This window comes from Tardiphaga sp., from assembly GCF_044336785.1.
Lineage (GTDB): Bacteria > Pseudomonadota > Alphaproteobacteria > Rhizobiales > Xanthobacteraceae > Tardiphaga.
Genome location: NZ_JBIIOT010000026.1, coordinates 1 through 17525, shown reverse-complemented (window position 1 = coordinate 17525; position 17525 = coordinate 1). Strand labels below are relative to the sequence as shown.

Below are 17525 nucleotides of genomic sequence, written 5' to 3'. Positions count from 1 at the left end.
CACCGAAAATACCCCTCAGAATAGAACCAACCAAAAGTGGCGGGCGCCAAAAGCCCGCTTGGGGTCATAGGGAAGAAACAATGTCCAAGTTGATCGGCGCCACAGCCGCGCTTGCCGCCGTGCTGGCTGCTACCCCCATTCTCTCGCCCGCGCATGCGTGGGAGCCCACAAAACCTATCGAGATCGTGGTCGCGGCCGGCGCCGGTGGTGCCTCCGACCAGATGGCGCGCATGATGCAAGCTGCGATCCAGAAGAACAACCTGGCCAAGGTCCCCGTAGTGGTGTCGCTGAAAGGCGCTGCCTCTGGCGGCGAGGCGCTGATCTACATGAAGTCGAGCGATGGCGATGCCAGCAAGGTGCTGATCGCCTACTCGCTGATTTACATGCTGCCGCTCTCCGCAAAAATCCCGTTCAACTGGCGCGATCTCACGCCGGTGTCGGTGGTGGCGATGGACCAGTTCGTGCTGTGGGACAATGCCAAGGGCCCGAAGACGGTGAAGGACTTCGTCGAGGCCGCGAAGGCCGCGTCATCGCCGTTCAAGATGGGCGGCACCGGCTCGAAGCGTGAAGACCACGTGCTCACGGTGTTCATGGAAAAGAAGACCAGCGCCAAGTTCTCCTATCTGCCCTACAAGTCCGGCGGCGAGGCCGCGACGCAGCTGGTCGGCGAGCACACTGAAGCCAACGTCAATAATCCATCCGAAAATCTCGAAGTCTGGCGCGCCGGTCAGGTGCGGGCGCTCTGCGTGTTCGACAAGGAGCGCATCTCCTACAAGACCAAGGTGACCGAAACGCAGTCGTGGAACGATATCCCGACCTGCAAGGAAGAAGGCCTCGACGTGCAGTATCTGATGCTGCGCGCGCTGTTCCTGCCGGGCAAGGTGACCAAGGAGCAGCAAGCCTATTATGTCGATCTCGCCGAGAAGGTGACCAAGACGCCGGAATACAAGGACTACATGGAGAAGCAGGCACTGAAGCCGGTGTTTCTCAAGGGCGAGGACATGACCAGGTTCCTCGAAGAGGACGACGCGTTGAACAAGTCGCTGATGACCGAAGCGGGATTCGTCGCGAAGTAACGCTGCCTGTCGTCCCCCGCGAAAGCGGGGGACACAGTAGACACAGGCGCTGATGGACTCCACTGGCAGCTGCGTTTACTGGATCACCGGCTTTCGCGGGTGATGACATGCTCATGATGCGCAGCGCGCGCTGCTTCCTCTATCTACAGAAGCTTGTCCATGTCCAATACCGATCTCGAAATCGTCGTCGAAGACCCCACCGCGCCCGACGACGCGTCGCCGTCCGTCGTCAGCCGCCGCACCATCGAGATTGTCGTCTCACTGCTGCTGCTCGCGCTCGCCGCAGTGCTTGCCTATGACAACTGGCAAACCGGCATCGAATGGGATTCCACCGGTCCGCAGCCCGGCTATTTCCCGTTCTACCTCTCGGTGATCCTCGGCGGCGCCAGCCTGTACGGCCTGATTGCGGCGCTGTTCGCGAAAGGTGCCAAAACCGAGACCTTCGTCACCCGCGCGCAACTCCGTCGGGTCATGCTCGTCTTCGTGCCGACGGCCCTGTTCTGCCTCGCGACCCAGTTGCTCGGCATCTATGTGGCGAGCTTCGTGCTGATTTCCGGCTTCATGCGCCTGGTCGGCAAGATCGCCTGGTGGAAATCACTGGTCACCGCCGTCGTCTTCACCGCCATCATGTTCGTCACTTTCGATGTCGCCTTCGACGTGATCATGCCGAAAGGTCCGCTCGAGCGGGCCCTTGGGCGATAGGAGGCTGACATGGAAGCTCTCGGTCTCCTGATGCACGGCTTTGCCGTGCTGCTCACCTGGAAAATCCTGGCGCTGATGATGTTCGGCCTCGTGCTCGGCATCTTTGTCGGCGTGCTGCCCGGCCTCGGCGGGCCCAATGGTGTCGCCATCCTGTTGCCGCTGACCTTCTCGATGGATCCGACCTCGGCCATCGTGATGCTGTCCTGCATCTATTGGGGCGCGCTGTTCGGCGGCGCCATCACCTCGATCCTGTTCAATATCCCGGGCGAAGCGTGGTCGGTGGCCACCACCTTCGACGGCTATCCCATGGCCCAGCAGGGCAGGGCCGCGGAAGCGCTGACGGCGGCCTTCACGTCGTCCTTCATCGGCTCGCTGGTCGCCGTGATGCTAATCACCTTCCTCGCACCGATGATCTCGACCTTCGCGCTGAAATTCGGGCCGCCGGAATTCTTCGCCGTTTATCTCCTGACCTTCTGCTCCTTCGTCGGCCTTGGCCGCGAAGCCAAGCACAAGACGGTCATCTCCATGGCGCTCGGGCTGTTGATCGCCGGCATCGGCATGGACACGGTCTCCGGCAATCTGCGCATGACCTTTGGCTCGCCCGACCTTTTGCGCGGCATCAATTTCCTCGTCGCCGTGATCGGCCTGTTCGGCATCAGCGAAATCCTGCTGACCATGGAAGAGCGCCTGGCGCTGCGCGGCCATGCCGCAAAGATCAGCTTGCGCGTGATCTGGCAGGTCTGGACCGACCTGCCGCGTTACTGGGCGACCTTGCTACGCTCCTCGGTGATCGGCTGCTGGCTCGGCATCACCCCGGGTGGCGCCATTGCGGCATCCTTCATGGGCTACAATCTCGCCAAGCGCTTCTCGAAGGATTCCGAGAGTTTTGGCAAAGGCCGCATCGAAGGTGTCTTTGCGCCGGAAACCGCTGCCCATGCCTCGGGAACGGCGGCATTGCTTCCGATGCTGGCACTCGGCATTCCCGGCTCAGGCACTGCTGCGATCCTGCTCGGCGGCCTGATGGTCTGGGGCCTCAATCCCGGGCCGCTGCTGTTTGTCGAGCACAAGGATTTCGTCTGGGGCCTGATCGCCTCGATGTATCTCGGCAATGTCGTCGGTCTGGTGCTCGTGCTCTCCACCGTACCGATCTTCGCATCGATCCTGCGCGTGCCGTTTGCCGCCGTGGCGCCGATGATCGTGGTGTCCTGCGCCATCGGCGCGTATGCGATCCAGAACGCCATGTTCGACATCTGGCTGATGCTGGGCTTTGGCGTGGTCGGCTATGTGTTCAAGAAGATCGGCATTCCGCTGGCGCCGTTCACACTCGCGCTGGTCCTCGGTAGCCGCGCCGAAGATGCGTTCCGGCTGGCGATGATCGGCTCGGGCGGCAGCCTGGGTGTGTTCTGGTCGAACGGGCTGGTCGGCACCATCACCACGCTGGCGATCACGCTGCTGTTCTGGCCGGTGATTGATCGCATTTTCAGCGGCGTCGGCCGCATGCTGCGGCCGGCGAGCGTGGCAGGGTAAGCGGCGTTAGACCACCTTGGCGTCGCGCAATACGGCGATCTCATCCGCACTGAAGCCGAATTCAGCGAGGACTTCTTCGGTATTCTCGCCAAATTCGGGCGGCCGAGCAGCCATCTTGCTCGGCGTGCGCGACAGGGTGAAGGGCTGGCCCACCAGCGTGATCTTGCGTTCCTGATCGTTTGGGACGTCCTGCGCCAGGCCGAGATGCTTGACCTGGGCGTCGTCGAACATCTGGTCGATGCTGTAGATCGGTCCGCAAGGCACGCCAGCGGTATTCAGCGTCTCGACCCAGTGCGCGGTGCTGTTCTGCGCGGTACGGCGCTCGATCTCGGCATTCAGCGCGTCGCGGTTCTTTGAGCGCGCAGGGCCGGTGGAGTAATCTGGATTGGTGATCATCTCCGGGGCACCGATAGCCTCTGCGCACCGTTCCCATATCTTGCCGCCAGTAGTGGCGATATTGATGTAGCCGTCCGACGTCTTGAACACGCCGGTGGGGATGCTGGTCGGATGATTATTGCCGGCCTGCTGCGGCACCTCGCCCTCCATCAGCCAGCGCGAGGCTTGGAAATCCAGCATGAAGATCTGCGCCTGCAGCAGTGACGTCTGCACCCACTGGCCCTGATCGGACACATCGCGCTCCAGTAGGGCGGTGAGGATGCCCATCGCACAAAACAGGCCAGCGGTCAGATCGGCGACGGGAATGCCAACTCGCATCGGCCCTTCGCCTGGCGTACCGGTGATCGACATCAGCCCGCCCATGCCTTGGGCGATTTGATCGAAGCCCGGGCGCTTGTGATAAGGCCCATCCTGCCCGAAACCGGAAATGCTGCCATAGACGATACCGGGTTTGATGGCTTTCAGGCTTTCATAGTCAATGCCGAGCCGGGCCTTGACGTCAGGGCGGAAGTTTTCGACCACGACATCTGCCTTTTCAACCAGCCGTTTGAACACGGCGAGGCCGCGTGGATCTTTCAGATTCAGGGTCATCGCCCGCTTGTTGCGGTGCAGGTTCTGAAAATCTGCGCCCTGTCGTAGACCGCCCGGCTGCTCGGAGCCGGCGTCGTCGCTCAGTGCATCGATCTTGATGACATTGGCGCCCCAATCCGCAAGCTGGCGTACGCAGGTCGGGCCGGAACGGATGCGCGTGAGGTCGAGAACGGTGAAGCGGGAGAGGGCCTGGGAGGCATGGGGAACAGACATTCAAACGACTCCACGAATGCGAAGAGAGCCCGGCTTTTTTCACCTAAATGAGTGAGAATGTCATGTTTTCATGCGGGCTCGGGTGCTGGATAACCTGCATAAGTTCGAACGAGCTCCACTTTCAGTAGTGTTGCGAATTGGCAACATTTTTGCTTAAACGTGGCATGCGAGACGAGAGGGGGCACCTGAGTCAAAGCTAATGGTCTATGTAACCATTTGAGTTTGTTTAAGCCCAGTCGGTGCGCAGGCCGTCCCATTTATCCCGCTCTCCAAGGCGGGCGTTGCAGGTCCGGTGACTTGCAGCTTGCAGGATACGGAGCACGCTGTTGTGGTTTTTTGCCAGTGCAATCGTGACAAAGCCATCATCTGAAATATTGCCGCTCGTCGTCGACATGGACGGGACCTTGCTGAAGGTCGACACGTTGTTCGAAATGTTCGCGGCTGAGCTGTTTAGTCACCCATTGCGAGCGATTGCCGCGTTGTCGTCGTTGCGTCGGGGCATCGCCGCTTTCAAGGCCCGTTTAGCCGATAAGGCTCCGCTCGACGTCGAAGCCTTGCCTGCGAACGAGGAGCTGCTCGACTACATTCAGCAAGCGCGTGATGCGGGGCGCCCTGTCCATCTCGTCACGGCCGCCGATCTGCGGATTGCCGACCGGGTGGCCGAGCGATTCGGATTGTTCACATCGGTGCACGGAACGCGCGATGGCGTGAACCTCAAGGGCCCCCAGAAGGCGGCCAAGCTGCAGCAGATGTTTCCGGAGGGCTATGTGTATGCCGGAGACAGCAGTGCGGATATGCCAGTGTGGCGGGCTGCAAAGGCGGCTATCGTGGTCTCCGGTGATCACGCGTTGCATGCTGCAGTGCAGTCCGCAGGCATTCCCGTAGAACATGCGATCTGCGACCGGGGGCGCCGACGCGCCATCTGGATCAAGTCTCTGCGCCCGCATCAATGGGCAAAAAATCTCGTCGTTCTCGTACCTGTGGTACTCGGCTGGCATGATACGACCTCGACCGGTGTCGTCCAGGCACTCGTGGTGACCGGATTGCTATGTTGGGCTGCCTCCCTGACCTATCTGGTCAACGACATGGCAGACCTCGCTTCCGACCGTAAGCACTGGTCGAAGCGCCGGCGGGGCTTCGCGTCGGGTGCCATTTCGGTGCGCGACGGACTGTTGCTGGTGGGGATATTGCTGCCATTGGTCTGTGCCATCACGCTGGTGCTGGTGCCGGCCGCGGGCGTATGCCTGTTGCTCTATGTGGCGGTCACGCTTGGCTATTCGTTCGGCTGGAAGCGCATCCCGCTATTCGATACGTTCATTATCGCGCTGCTGTTCACCATCCGCATCCTGATCGGCATTGCCGCAGCGGGTCTGCTGCCTTCTGCTTGGTTACTCACCTTTTCGATGTTCTTTTTTTTCTCGCTGGCACTGGCCAAGCGACATACCGAAATCCTACGCGCTGAAGAGCACAGCCTCAAAAAGCTTGCAGGGCGCGGATATCAGGCCGGAGACCAGAGCTTGACCCTTGCCTTCGGAACGGCGTCGGCGATGGGATCCATCCTGATCGTCGTGCTGTACCTGGTGGAAGAGGTGTTTGCTCGCCAGCTTTATTCAGAGCCGGCATGGCTCTGGTGCGCACCGATTGCGATCTTTCTGTTTGTCTCTCGGATCTGGATGCTGTCGCATCGCGGTCGCATGACCGATGATCCCGTTGCCTTTGCCCTGCGCGACAAAGCAAGCCTCGGTCTCGGCCTGTTTGTCGCAATCGCGATCCTGCTCGCGCTGTGAGCGGCTTCGTCACCCGCGCGGATATGTTGTCTTGGGGGCGGATCCCCCATGTGCGGATGCGTGTCGCACAGCCCGGATTCTCCAGCCAACTCCGCGATCTCGTCGGTGCCGAGGCTGATGCGCCGCGCGGCATGCTGGCATGCGGTCTGCTGCGCTCTTACGGCGACAGCGCACTGAACGACGACGGCGCGCTCATCGACATGACGCAACTCGATTACTTTATTCGCTTCGATCGCGAGCGAGGTGTCATCGAAGCCGAAGCGGGGGCCAGTCTCGCAGATGTTTTGAAAGTAACCGTCCCGGCCGGGTGGTTTCTGCCGGTCACGCCCGGGACGAAATTCGTCACGCTGGGCGGAGCGATTGCCAATGATGTCCATGGCAAGAACCACCATCGGGCCGGCACCTTCGGGCGCTGGGTGCTAAAACTCACTTTGCTATGTAGCGACGGCAGTGAGATCACTGTCTCGCGCGATGACCCCTCGGGCATGTTCGCCGCAACCGTCGGGGGGCTTGGGCTGACTGGCATCATCACCACGGTGACATTGCAGCTCTCGCGCATCGCCAGTTCGAATATGGCGGTTCAAACGATCCCATTCGGTCATCTACGCGACTTCTTCGCGCTGTCGAAGGAGAGTGATGCCAGTCATGATTACACCGTGGCCTGGGTCGATTGCCTGGCGCGCGGCGACCGCCTCGGCCGTGGGATCTTTTCGCGCGCCCGACAAGCCGATGACGGGGTTTTGGAATTGGCGGAAAATCGCGGCCCTTCTGTACCGATGGACGCTCCAGGTTTCTTGCTCAATCGCTTATCAATCGCCGCCTTCAATGAGGCCTATTACCGGCTCGCGGGGAGGCCGAAGCTCGCCACCGTGTCCTATGATCCGTTCTTCTATCCGCTGGATGCCATCGGTCACTGGAACAGGCTGTATGGCCGCCGCGGCTTCTACCAGTACCAAAGCGTGGTGCCGCCGGATGTGGCTGAGGCGGCCACAGCCGAAATGTTGAACGCCATTGCAGCGGCGGGGCAGGGTTCTTTCCTGGCGGTTCTTAAGACTTTTGGCGCAGTGTCATCCCCCGGACTGCTCTCGTTTCCGATGCAGGGAACCACGCTGGCGCTCGACTTCGCCAATCGCGGGACGTCGACACTGGCGCTGCTTGACAGATTGGATCGGATTGTTCGAGAAGCTGGCGGGCGTCTTTACCCCGCCAAAGACGGTCGACTTCCGCCTGCGATGTTCAAGGCGGGCTACCCGTCTCTGGAACAGTTCAAGACGTTTATGGATCCTGGGATGTCTTCCACATTCTGGCGGCGGATGGTTGCATGACGAATACTCCTCTTCGCGTTCTGATACTCGGCGCAGCTTCGGGCATCGCGCAAGCGGCTGCACGGCTCTATGCGGGTGAGGGAGCGATCATCGGGCTCGCTGCGCGCAATGAAAACCAGCTCGGCGCTATTGCTGCCGATTTGCGTGTCCGCGGCGCCAGTCGGGTTGAGACATTCGAGATCGACTTCACTGCCGCCGAAGCGACGACGACGCTGGCTGACTGGGTCGCACGGCTGGGCGGTATGGATCATGTCGTGCTCGCATATGGCCTGCTCGGTGATCAGTCCGCGGCAGAGCATGACGCGCAGGCTGCTGCAGCGATTATCGACGTGAATTTTCGTTCGGCCGCGCTGTGGTCGTTGGCCGTGGCGGACATGCTGGAGAGCCAGGGGCGAGGCTCTCTCGTCGTACTCGGTTCTGTTGCCGGTGACCGCGGTCGCCGCTCAAATTGTATTTACGGTGCGGCGAAGGCCGGTATCGCCACCCTGGTACAGGGCATTGCGCATCGTTTCAGCGACCATGGACCGCGTGCGGTCATCGTCAAGCCGGGGCCGACGGATACGGCTATGACTGCCGGCATGACCAAGGGCGGACCGCTGTGGTCGACGCCCGAAGCGGTGGCTGCGATTATCCGCAAGGCCGCGGATCGCGGTGGTCCGGTCGTTTACGCGCCGGGGCGCTGGTGGCTGATAATGACGATCATTCGCAACATACCGGCGGTAATCTTCAACAAGATGAACTTCTAGAGCCGCGATGCGCAAGATCATCATCACTGGAGCGGCCGGCCTCGTAGGCCAAAACCTCGTGGCGCGGTTGAAAGCTCGGGCAGATCTCAAGCTCGTCGGGATCGATAAGCATGCCGCCAATATCGCGCTTTTCCGGCAAGTGCATCCCGATGTGGAGATCATCGAAGCCGACTTGGCCGTACCCGGCGCTTGGGCGGATTGTTTTGCTGGCGCCGATACTGTGGTGATCAACCAGGCACAGATTGGTGGCTTGTTCGAGGACGAATTTGTCGCCAACAATGTTACCGCGACAGAACATATTCTGCGCGCCGTGGAACGGCATGCGGTGCCATACTTCGTTGGTATTTCTTCTTCGGTCGTGAACTCGGTCGCGGACGATTTCTACACCCGCACCAAGACCGCGCAGGAAAAGCTGTTCGATGCGTCGCCTGTCTCGCATGTCGCGTTACGCCCGACTCTGATGTTCGGTTGGTTCGACCGCAAGCATCTCGGGTGGCTCCGTCGCTTCATGGATCGCACGCCAGTCTTTCCCGTTCCCGGCGATGGTCGCTATATCCGCCAGCCGCTCTATGTCGGCGATTTCGTGTCGGTCATCATCGCGGCGGTCGAGCAGCGAAGCACTGGCACCTATGATATCTCCGGTCTGGAGCAGATCACCTATGGCGATCTGGTCGCGATGATCCACGATATCGTGAAGCCACGCGCGCAGATCGTTCACATCCCTTACACCATGTTCTGGTGGCTGTTGTGGCTTTATGCCCGGTTCAACAACAAGCCACCATTCACCACCGGGCAGCTCGAGGCACTGGTCATTCCTGAAGTGTTTCCGGTGATCGACTGGCCCGGAACGTTTGGCGTGACCGCGACGCCGCTGCGTCAGGCTCTGACGGAGACCTATAGTGATCCAGAACTCTCCAACATCGTGCTGTCATTCTAGGAGGCATCCATGAGCCGCATTGTCGTGCTGGGCGCCGGGCCGATGGGGCTTGCGGCAGCGCACCGCGCCGTCGCGTTGGGGCATGAAGTCGATCTGGTCGAAGCCGATAGCAAGGTCGGCGGCATGGCTGCGCATTTTGATTTTTCAGGCACTTCGATCGAGCGTTACTATCATTTCGTGTGCAAGTCTGACGCCCCGACATTCGCTCTGATGCGCGAGCTCGGGATCGGCGATCGCATGCGGTGGGTCGATACGTCGATGGCCTATTACACCCAGGGCAAGGTTCACAAATGGGGAGACCCTTTTGCTTTGTTGGCCTATCCACACCTGACCTTGATCGAGAAAATCCGCACCGGTTTGCAGATGTTTCTCACCACCAAGTCACGCAACTTCGATAGTATCGAGCATCTGACCTCGCGACAGTGGATTGAGGGCGGCTCCGGCAGTTCGGTCTACGCCAAACTATGGAAGCGGCTGCAGGAACTGAAATTCTACGAATATGCCGACAAGGTTGCGGCGTCCTGGATCGCGACGCGCATCAAGCGGATCGGCAATTCGCGCAAATCGATGTTTCAGGAACGGCTTGGTTATATCGACGGTGGCTCAGAAATTTTGATGGAGGCTATTGCCGAAGATATTCGTCGGAAGGGCGGACGTATCCATCTGGGCTGCAAGGCCGAGCAGGTGCTCGTCAGCGACGGTCGCGTTACCGGCGTGCGTGCTGGCGGCCGCGAATTCGTTGCCGATGCGGTGATCTCGACGGTGCCGGTTCAGCTCGTCAATGCGCTCGTTCCGGCGCTACCCGATGAGTCGAAGGCGAAGTATGGCGCGATCGACAATATCGGCGTGGTTTGCCTACTGTTCAAACTACGGAAGTCCGTTAGCCCGCATTTCTGGCTGAATATCGTTGATGACACGATCGATATCCCCGGCCTGATCGAATTCTCGAATCTGCGTCCGGTCGGGCCGACCATCGTTTATGTGCCGTATTACATGCCGGTGACCCTGCCGAAATGGCAGATATCGGACCAGGCGTTTCTCGACGAGGCATTCGGTTACATCAAGCGCATCAATCCCGCGATTAGCGACGGCGATCTAATCGATGCCCAGGTCGGCCGCCTGAAATATGCACAGCCGATCTGCGAGCCGAATTTCAAAGACAAGCTGCCGCCGGTGCAGACGCCGATTGCGGGACTGCAGATTGCCGATACGTGCTACTACTATCCCGAAGATCGCGGCGTTGCCGAGAGCATCCGATTCGGCCGTATGATGGCTGAAGCGGTTCCGGCAGGTCGGGTATGAAGACGGAATTCGTTCGCTTCGTGCTTGCCGGAGGTATTGCCGCGGCGGTTAATGTTGGTGCGCGTCTTGCGCTGTCACATGTCATGACGTTCCAGGCGGCGGTGGTGGTCGCATATCTGATTGGCATGGCGACGGCGTTCACCCTGAACCGAATCTTCGTATTCGAGCCGTCGGGCCATCGGCTGCACACCGAAGTGGTCCGGTTCACGCTGATCAATCTTGCGGCGCTTGTTCAAGTATGGATCGTGAGCGTCGGTCTAGCTGAATACATTTTTCCGATGGCTGGCATGATTTGGCATGCCGAACTAGTTGCCCATATCATTGGCGTGCTGAGCCCCGTGGTTGTCAGCTTCTTTGGCCACAAATATTTTACGTTCAGATCGAAAGCGATCTAACGCGCCGTCGGTTAAAGACCTTCGGCGATGGCGAGTAAGTACTTTCCATAGGCGCTCTTGGCGATCGGCTTGCCGAGGACGGCAAGTTGGTCGACGTTGATCCAACCGAGATGGAACGCGATTTCTTCCGGGCAGCAGATCTTGTAGCCCTGCCGCTTTTCGATGACGCGGACGAATTCTGCGGCATCTAACATGTTGTCCGGCGTGCCGGTGTCGAGCCAGGCGAAGCCCCGGCCCATTTTCTTTACGTGCAACTGGTTGCGTTCGAGATAGATGCGATTGACGTCGGTAATCTCAAGCTCATTGCGCGCCGACGGCTTCAAATTGGCGGCGATATCCACGACGGACTTGTCGTAGAAGTAGAGGCCTGTGACGGCCCAATTCGACCGCGGATTGAGGGGCTTTTCCTCGATCGACAATGCACGGTCTGTCTCGTCGAACTCAACCACGCCATAGGCTTGCGGATCGCTGACGTGATAGGCGAACACGGTTGCGCCTTCCGATTGGGTGGCGGCACTGGTCAGTAGTTGCGTGAAATCGTGCCCGTAAAACAGATTGTCGCCGAGCACGAGCGCGGAAGAATCGCCCGCGACGAAGTCGGCGCCGATGATATAGGCCTGCGCGAGTCCGTCGGGGCTCGGCTGTTCAGCATAGCTGAAGGACATGCCCCACTTCGATCCGTCGCCAAGCAGGTGCTGGAATTTCGGTAGATCCACAGGCGTCGAAATGATGAGAATATCGCGGATACCGGCCATCATCAGCGTCGACAGCGGATAGTAAATCAGTGGCTTGTCGTAGATCGGGAGCAATTGCTTCGACGCAGAAATTGTCATCGGGTGCAGCCGCGTGCCGCTGCCGCCTGCGAGAATGATCCCTTTTTTGATCGAGCTCATGATGACGCTTTTCCTTGGAACTCTTGTGCCACTAGCCGTGCAATGGTTGAGGGCAATGTATCCTGCCAGCGCGGCAAACGCACAGCGTGAATTTCCGCTAGCCGACTGCTGTCTAGCCGGGAGCTGGCAGGCCGCTTTGCCGGCGTCGGGTAAGCAGAACTTGGAATCCTGATGACGCGAGCGATAGGACCGCCGACCTCGCGGGAGGCCGCAAAAATAGCCTCTGCAAAATCCGCCCAACTGGCTTCGCCGCTGCTCGTCATGTGAAAGACGCCGCGCATATTCGCTGTCGGCTGCGTCCTAAGATTTTTTGCAACGGTAATGGCTGCATCGGCGATGTCGAGGGCGTTGGTCGGGGTACCCTGCTGGTCGGCGACGACAGACACTTCTTCCCGCGTACTCGCGAGCCTCAGCATGGTGCGAGCGAAATTCTTGCCGAATGGACTGTAGACCCAGGCCGTGCGCAGGATGGCATGATCGGAACTCGCCGCGGCTATCGCGCGCTCGCCGTCAAGCTTGGTCCGGCCGTAGACGCTGGTCGGACCAGTGAAGTCATCCTCGCGATAGGGGCGATCGAGGGTGCCGTCGAAGACATAATCGGTGGAGAGGTGGACGACCGGAATGCCAAGTTGCTGGGCAGCTCGCCCAATCGCTCCAGCGCCCGTGACATTGACGGCTTCGGCGATGTCGGACTCGCTCTCCGCGAGATCGACCGCAGTATAGGCGGCAGCACTGATGACAGCATCCACCTTGCGGGCGCGCAGCGTGGCTTCGATCCCGGTCGGTTCGGAAAGATCGATATCTGGCCGTCCGATTGTAATGATGTCGATGCCAGCCTTCGGGGCACGCTCGAGCAAAGACTGCGCGACTTGTCCTTGACGTCCGGTCACAGCGATCCGCATCACGCTACTCGAAATGAACGGGCAAGGATTTGAACGAGGGTTGGCGCGCATCTTTCTCGGATAGAACCGCTGCGCTTGCCGTCACCGGCCACTCGATGGCTAGATCCGGATCGTCCCAGGCGACGCCGAGGTCATCGGCCGCCGAATAGTAGTTCGTAACCTTGTAGAGCACATGCGTATCGGGCTCGAGCGTGCAGAAGCCATGAGCGAAACCAATGGGAACCAGTAGCTGTTTGCCATTTTCAGCGGACAGTGTTTCGGCCACCCATTTGCCATAGGTCGGTGAGGATCGCCTCAGGTCTACGGCGACGTCGATGATGCTGCCGCGCAGAACGCGAACAAGCTTATCTTGAGCAAAGGAAGCGCTCTGGAAATGCAGCCCACGAATTGTGCCAACCGACGCGGAGGAGGATTGGTTGTCCTGCACGAAGTCGAGAGCAATGCCGTTGTCGAGAAAACGCTGACGGTTATAGGTTTCGGTAAAGAGTCCGCGTGCGTCGCCGAATGATTGAGGCGTGATCACTTTGACGGCTTCGATGGCTGTGGCTGTTACGGTCAGCATGATGTATTCTCTCTATGATAAAGTTAGACAGCCACGCCCAATCGCTCGCCACGATAGACGCCGGAGCGCACGCGTTCCCACCAAAGTTTGTTATCAAGATACCATTGGACGGTCTGTCGAAGGCCGCTTTCGAAGGTGTGTCGTGGCTTCCAGCCCAGTTCGCGCTCGATCTTGGCCGCATCGATTGCGTAACGGGCATCGTGGCCAGGGCGGTCGGTAACGAAAGTAATCAGTTTTTCGCGCGGACCAATGGCGTCATTGGGGGCGAGTTCGTCGAGCAGGGCGCAGATTGCGCGTACCACTGAGATATTGGTGTGTTCGTTGTGACCGCCGATATTGTAGCTCTCGCCCAAAGTACCGCGCTCGGCCACCTGGAAGAGCGCTTCGGCGTGGTCCTCGACATGGAGCCAGTCACGAATGTTCTCGCCCGTTCCATAGACAGGTAGCGGCTTGCCTTCGAGTGCGTTGATGATGGTGAGCGGGATGAGCTTTTCCGGGAAATGGAACGGCCCGTAATTATTCGAACAATTGGTCATCACCACCGGCAGGCCATAGGTGTGGTGCCAGGCGCGGACAAGGTGGTCAGACGCGGCCTTGGAGGCCGAATAGGGCGAGTTCGGCTGATAGGCCGTATCCTCGTAAAAAAAGCCGGTCGGGCCGAGCGAGCCAAACACCTCGTCTGTCGAGATATGGTGGAAGCGGAAGCCCGATTTACGTTCGGCGGTAAGACCGCGCCAGTGCTCGAGCGCGGCCTGCAGCAGGACATAGGTGCCAACAATATTCGTCTGGATGAACTCACCCGGTCCATCGATGGACCGATCAACATGGCTTTCGGCAGCGAGATGCATCATGACGTCAGGCGAGAATTCGCTCAAAATACGACGCATGGCGGTGGCGTCCGTGATGTCGGCTCGCTCGAAGCCATAGCGGGGATCGGACGACACGGATACCAGCGATTCTAGGTTGCCGGCATAGGTCAGCTTGTCGACCACCAACACCTGATGGTCAGTGGTCCCGAGGAGGCGGCGAACGACTGCCGACCCAATAAAGCCGGCTCCGCCGGTGATTAGAAACCGTTTCATTTTCATGAGCCTGTCTTCTCATTTGCAGCCGAAAATTGCCGCTGTGCGCCGCTCGTGGCAATTGCGAGGCACTTACAGGCATTTGTACGTCGCATACCGATCTACGGACAAAATGCCAAGCCAGACCTTAATTGTGTTGCAAAAATACAACATAAACGCAGTGTGAGTTAAACGACCTTGTCTTGCTGCAGCACTGTAACTCGCTCGATGCGAAAGCTAATTCAGTGAGCAGTCACACTGTCTATTGACCGAATTCGGGCGATCGGGCCATGCGGCTCCATGTAACCTTGGGGTACTCGAACACCTGATCGAGCGGTAAATTGGCTGCACATGGATCTGCGGCATTTAGGTTATCACTCCCGTGCATGGTGGTATTCTGCGCGGTGCGTTAGTCGATTTTCAGTATTAAGCACCTCGCGACTGCAGGAATGGTCCGGGCAGGTGGCATAAGTGGGATTGGGGACCGAAACCTATGACTTTTGCACAGCGTCCCTGAATCTTCCTGCTAACTGGCTTCTAATCGGTCAAATGGTGCGAGCAGGTTGGAAGTAAGCGGATGCGCATGAAATCAAGTACGGTGCCAGGGGGAGTGCCCGGGAAACGCGCGACAAGGGCATGCAAGGGGCTCCGAACTCCGGCCCGCAGATATTGCAAGAAAACTGTATGCTTAACAGAGTAAAGGAGACATATAGCATTACGGCAGAGAAGGATCTGTCGCTTAAAGTATGATCGATCAGCTGTCTCCTGGCCGTGTAACTTGCACGGCTGCGGGCCGTTGACGTCTGTAGCCGGTCGTCCTGAAGATCTGTTGGCTTGACTCCGGCCGTTGCGCTAAGCAGTTGATTGGACGTCGTCGAGAGCATGAAGAGCTATGCGATCATTGGTGATTGGAGCTTCCGGGATTGTCGGCGGCTACATTGTCGAGCAACTGGCGCGACTGGGTGAGCGCCCGTTGGCGCTGTCGAGGCTGCCGCGCACGGGGGGGAAGGCCGACTGGCTGTCGGGAGATCTTGCTGAACCGGCACGATTGCGGCTTCCAAACGTAGACGTGATCTACTGCACTGTGGAGGTTGGCCTCCTCGCCGACGCGCTTCCGTTAATCGCCAACCCCGATCTAAAGCGGGTGGTGGCATTCACGTCTACCAGTGTCATCACAAAGATCGCATCCGAAATCCCAGAAGAACGCGAACTATTGGAGCGGCTTGCGGATGGCGAAAAACGACTCGCTGTGGTATGCGCGCAGCGCGGGATCGGTTGGACGATCCTGCGTCCAACCTTGATCTATGCAGAAGGACGGGACGGCAATGTATCTCGGCTGGCTCGCCTGATCCGCCTGTTGGGCGTGCTGCCGTTGATGGGCGACGGTCGGGGGCTGCGTCAGCCGGTGCATGCGGAGGATCTGGCAATCGGTGCCGTTGCCGCCGCGGCGAGCCCGGCGGCTTCCGGCAAAATTTACGCTGTGCCAGGCGGTGAAGTGGTTAGCTATAAAGAAATGGTCGGCCGTATTTTCGACGCACTGCACAAGCCGCGACGCATCATTTCCACACCGCCATGGCTGTGGCGTGCGGCTTTTACCTTAGTGGGACCGTTATTCCTCAACGCCAATGTGGCGATGGGCAACCGAATGGCGAAAGACATGGTTTTCGACGCCGGGCCCGCCGAAGCCGATTTTGGCTGGACGCCGCGCGGATTTCGTCCGCAATTCGAGCCGGACCTACGCCAACGATCAGCATAGCTGTTTGCGGCATAAGATAAGTACGTTAGAATGGCCGAAATCGCCGACGTTAACAGCCTCTAGGACGCCTTTCGTTTTGTCCACTCGCTCACCAAAGGTGCTGATCCTACTTGCCACCTATAACGGCGCAGATTTTCTCCAGCAGCAGCTGGACTCCATACGTGCACAAACCCATGAGCAATGGGAACTTCTAGCTTCGGACGATGGATCGACCGACGAAACCCGCGAATTGCTGGCGCGCTTCGCTGCCAGTGTCCCGCAGAGTGTAGTGGTACTCGAAGGACCAAAGAAAGGGTTTTGGCGAAACTTTGTATCTCTGGTGAGAAGTGAGGCCGCAGACGCTGATCTTTACGCTTTTTGCGACCAGGATGACATCTGGTTCCATGACAAACTGGCCAGGGCCGTGGCGTGGTTCGAAACTCAGGCAGACGTTGCGCCGGCGCTATATTTTAGTCGGACCGAATTGATCGGAAGCGACGGCGCGACACGAGGATATTCCCCGGAGTTTGTGCGCCCCCCGACCTTTCAGAACGCGCTGGTTCAGAATATTGGCGGTGGCAATACTATGGTGTTCAATCGCCGGGCTCGGTTGTTTCTGCGAGCCACACCACAGGGTGCCAGGATTGTCTCACATGATTGGTGGGCCTATCAATTGGTGACGGGTGTCGGCGGCACAGCCCATTATGATCCAAAGCCCAGCCTTCAATACAGGCAACATGGGCAGAATCTTGTTGGTGGAAATCGCGGCTTCAAGAGTCGCCTGCTTCGGATACAGGCTTTTGCGGGTGGGCAAGTGGCAGCCTGGAGCGAGGTAAACCTGTCTTTTCTCCACGCCATGCGAGAGTTGTTGCTACCCGAGAGCGTAATCGTATTGGATCGGTTCGCACGTGCTAGAAACGGCAGTGCACCGATGCGGTTGTGGCAGCTATGGAAGTCGGGCGTTTACCGGCAAACGACACTGGAAAATATCGGGCTTTATCTCGGCGCTTTGTTTAGAAAGTTATAGTTCGTCATCCGAATGATCCGCCGCATTGCCAGATTGTGAGAGATGGCGCTGAACGAGTGAGACATCGTAACTACTCAGAGATGTGATGGTTTCTTCCCATCGAGATGTGAAGGGTATATTCGCTGGATTTTTTTGTAGCAGTTCGCGCTTAATGAATGGGCAGTTGAAGTCTCGTATCATTGCCTCCCAGAAATAGTGCATGGGATTGATTGGGCGGCCCTGCAATACGGCACGTTCGGCCAAATCGATTGTCGTTTGCTCCCACCCTTCCGAGGTCATGTTTCGAAGATCGGCAAAACAGCTTTTCATGTGTTCTGCAATTGACCAGTAGGGAGCGAGAGCTTGGCC

At 58.8% G+C, this 17525-nt stretch carries 17 protein-coding genes and 1 pseudogene; 11 read left to right on the top strand and 7 right to left on the bottom strand.

The window, feature by feature from the left end; genetic code table 11:
* Window positions 1-80 precede the first annotated feature (80 nt).
* From ACIQ2A_RS10085 to ACIQ2A_RS10075, 3 genes are all read left to right on the top strand, one after another.
* A complete protein-coding gene (locus ACIQ2A_RS10085; protein WP_398478494.1) occupies window positions 81-1076 on the top strand; it encodes a tripartite tricarboxylate transporter substrate binding protein in 996 nt (331 codons plus the stop codon).
* A 159-nt stretch (window positions 1077-1235) separates the two neighbouring features.
* Window positions 1236-1778, top strand: coding sequence for a tripartite tricarboxylate transporter TctB family protein (locus ACIQ2A_RS10080; RefSeq protein WP_398478492.1), 543 nt, complete (start codon window positions 1236-1238; stop codon window positions 1776-1778).
* A 9-nt stretch (window positions 1779-1787) separates the two neighbouring features.
* A complete protein-coding gene (locus tag ACIQ2A_RS10075; protein ID WP_398478490.1) occupies window positions 1788-3305 on the top strand; it encodes a tripartite tricarboxylate transporter permease in 1518 nt (505 codons plus the stop codon).
* Between the two features lie 6 nt (window positions 3306-3311).
* On the opposite strand, the gene ACIQ2A_RS10070 is transcribed toward ACIQ2A_RS10075, so the two are convergent.
* Together ACIQ2A_RS10070 and ACIQ2A_RS10065 are read right to left on the bottom strand one after the other, a co-directional pair.
* The gene (locus tag ACIQ2A_RS10070; RefSeq protein WP_398478488.1) at window positions 3312-4505 is read right to left on the bottom strand and encodes a CaiB/BaiF CoA transferase family protein; all 1194 of its coding nucleotides are present in this window, start codon (window positions 4503-4505) and stop codon (window positions 3312-3314) included.
* A gap of 226 nt (window positions 4506-4731) precedes the next feature.
* Entirely contained in the window at window positions 4732-4899 is a 168-nt protein-coding gene (locus tag ACIQ2A_RS10065; RefSeq protein WP_398478486.1) for a hypothetical protein, read from the bottom strand.
* A 10-nt stretch (window positions 4900-4909) separates the two neighbouring features.
* On the opposite strand from ACIQ2A_RS10065, the gene ACIQ2A_RS10060 reads away from it, so the two are divergent.
* The 6 genes from ACIQ2A_RS10060 to ACIQ2A_RS10035 are packed head-to-tail and all read left to right on the top strand — an operon-like array spanning window position 4910 to window position 10997.
* Window positions 4910-6292, top strand: a complete 1383-nt coding sequence (locus tag ACIQ2A_RS10060; protein ID WP_398478484.1) for a UbiA family prenyltransferase — start codon at window positions 4910-4912, stop codon at window positions 6290-6292.
* Window positions 6289-7617 (top strand): FAD-dependent oxidoreductase, encoded by a 1329-nt coding sequence (locus tag ACIQ2A_RS10055; RefSeq protein ID WP_398478482.1) that lies wholly within the window; start codon window positions 6289-6291, stop codon window positions 7615-7617. Before ACIQ2A_RS10060 ends, ACIQ2A_RS10055 begins: the two co-directional genes overlap by 4 nt.
* On the top strand, window positions 7614-8363 hold the full coding sequence (locus ACIQ2A_RS10050) for an SDR family NAD(P)-dependent oxidoreductase (protein ID WP_398478480.1): 750 nt from the start codon (window positions 7614-7616) through the stop codon (window positions 8361-8363). Before ACIQ2A_RS10055 ends, ACIQ2A_RS10050 begins: the two co-directional genes overlap by 4 nt.
* Window positions 8364-8370: 7 nt before the next feature.
* A complete protein-coding gene (locus tag ACIQ2A_RS10045) occupies window positions 8371-9300 on the top strand; it encodes an NAD-dependent epimerase/dehydratase family protein (protein WP_398478478.1) in 930 nt (309 codons plus the stop codon).
* A gap of 9 nt (window positions 9301-9309) precedes the next feature.
* Window positions 9310-10602 (top strand): NAD(P)/FAD-dependent oxidoreductase, encoded by a 1293-nt coding sequence (locus ACIQ2A_RS10040; protein WP_398478476.1) that lies wholly within the window; start codon window positions 9310-9312, stop codon window positions 10600-10602.
* Complete coding sequence (locus ACIQ2A_RS10035; protein ID WP_398478473.1) at window positions 10599-10997, top strand: GtrA family protein; 399 nt, start codon at window positions 10599-10601, stop codon at window positions 10995-10997. Before ACIQ2A_RS10040 ends, ACIQ2A_RS10035 begins: the two co-directional genes overlap by 4 nt.
* Before the next feature lie 11 nt (window positions 10998-11008).
* Here ACIQ2A_RS10035 and rfbA read toward each other — a convergent pair whose 3' ends face one another.
* From rfbA to rfbB, 4 genes are read right to left on the bottom strand one after another with little or no spacing between them, the layout of a single operon-like run.
* Complete coding sequence (rfbA, locus tag ACIQ2A_RS10030; protein ID WP_398478471.1) at window positions 11009-11890, bottom strand: glucose-1-phosphate thymidylyltransferase RfbA; 882 nt, start codon at window positions 11888-11890, stop codon at window positions 11009-11011.
* Window positions 11887-12792, bottom strand: coding sequence for a dTDP-4-dehydrorhamnose reductase (gene rfbD, locus ACIQ2A_RS10025; protein WP_398478469.1), 906 nt, complete (start codon window positions 12790-12792; stop codon window positions 11887-11889). The genes rfbA and rfbD overlap by 4 nt, the downstream gene beginning before the upstream one ends.
* 4 nt (window positions 12793-12796) lie before the next feature.
* Complete coding sequence (rfbC, locus tag ACIQ2A_RS10020; RefSeq protein WP_398478467.1) at window positions 12797-13354, bottom strand: dTDP-4-dehydrorhamnose 3,5-epimerase; 558 nt, start codon at window positions 13352-13354, stop codon at window positions 12797-12799.
* 23 nt (window positions 13355-13377) lie between these two features.
* Window positions 13378-14442, bottom strand: a complete 1065-nt coding sequence (gene rfbB / locus ACIQ2A_RS10015; RefSeq protein WP_398478465.1) for a dTDP-glucose 4,6-dehydratase — start codon at window positions 14440-14442, stop codon at window positions 13378-13380.
* Between the two features lie 865 nt (window positions 14443-15307).
* Between rfbB and ACIQ2A_RS10010 the strand changes: the two genes are divergently transcribed.
* Together ACIQ2A_RS10010 and ACIQ2A_RS10005 are read left to right on the top strand one after the other, a co-directional pair.
* A complete protein-coding gene (locus ACIQ2A_RS10010) occupies window positions 15308-16171 on the top strand; it encodes an NAD-dependent epimerase/dehydratase family protein (protein WP_398478463.1) in 864 nt (287 codons plus the stop codon).
* A gap of 76 nt (window positions 16172-16247) precedes the next feature.
* Complete coding sequence (locus tag ACIQ2A_RS10005; RefSeq protein ID WP_398478461.1) at window positions 16248-17177, top strand: glycosyltransferase family 2 protein; 930 nt, start codon at window positions 16248-16250, stop codon at window positions 17175-17177.
* On the opposite strand, the pseudogene ACIQ2A_RS10000 reads toward ACIQ2A_RS10005, so the two are convergent.
* A pseudogene (locus ACIQ2A_RS10000) lies at window positions 17172-17525 on the bottom strand (hypothetical protein); the annotation flags it as partial. The gene ACIQ2A_RS10005 and the pseudogene ACIQ2A_RS10000 sit on opposite strands and share 6 nt — an antisense overlap.